The following is an 890-nucleotide window of genomic DNA, read 5'->3' as shown; positions in this document are numbered from 1 at the left end:
CGAGAGCCTTGCGGGTTCCTGCTTTGGGTTCCGGGTGCCGTCCTTGGCGTGGTGCTGTCGGTGGCACTCGGCGTGTACCAATCGGAGGTTCGACTTGTGATCCGAACCGCCATCGCGTCGGTATACGAAGTGGTGTTTGTTGAGTGTCCGCTTCGATGCCGCGAACCATTCGATCCACTCTCGCGGATTGTCTGGCTCGTACTCGGCTTCCCCGATCAACGCCTGGGAGCAGAGCGGGCATACGCCTTTCTGCTTCCACGCCAAGTACAGGCTGGCCTGATCCATTGGCGGTGGTGTCTTCTTATCGCGACGCTTGGTCCAGTACTCGGTCAGCTCTGGGTCATCCGGAGATGCTCCGCCCCTGACCTGCACATGTCGCACAATGTTGATCCAACGAAACTTGAGGAGGTAGGCCCCGGACTTCTTATTGCCCAGCACCCAGTTGTCCCTCTTGCTCTTGTTGAATCTTCCGTAGTAGCGGGCGTATACCCACTTCTCCGATTTCAGCGGGTGTATGCGTTTGGCCCACTTGCGTGTGAGTCTCCACATGTAGTCGTCGAGGTCGTAGAACGCCTTCGACGACACCGCAATCCGGTAGTACGCACCCCATCCACGGATGATGGGATTCAACTTACGGAGCAGGGCCTCAATGTTTGCCCCATGAAGGGACTTGACTTCGGCCCGCATCCTGGCCCGGATTCTCTTGATAGCCTCCCGGCTGGGGGTGACGATGGTTTTGTTTCTCAGCCTCCTGATGTTGAACCCCAGGAAGTTGAATCCCTCCTCCATGTGAACCACTCTGGTCTTCTCTTCATTGAATCGAAGTCCTCGCGGTTCCAGCCACCTTGCCAGCCGACCCTTCACCTCCAACGCTTGTTCTTCGGAGTCGC

At 57.5% G+C, this 890-nt stretch carries 1 protein-coding gene; it reads right to left on the bottom strand.

What is annotated here, in order from left to right:
* A partial coding sequence (locus ACFOVU_RS29370) for a group II intron maturase-specific domain-containing protein (RefSeq protein WP_378538763.1) occupies window positions 1-789 on the bottom strand: 789 nt, incomplete at its 3' end.
* Window positions 790-890 lie beyond the last annotated feature (101 nt).

Source organism: Nocardiopsis sediminis (genome assembly GCF_042650565.1).
Classification (GTDB): Bacteria; Actinomycetota; Actinomycetes; order Streptosporangiales; family Streptosporangiaceae; genus Nocardiopsis_B; species Nocardiopsis_B sediminis.
The sequence above is the reverse complement of the archived record's forward strand: the minus strand, read 5'-3'. Positions and strand labels throughout refer to the sequence as shown.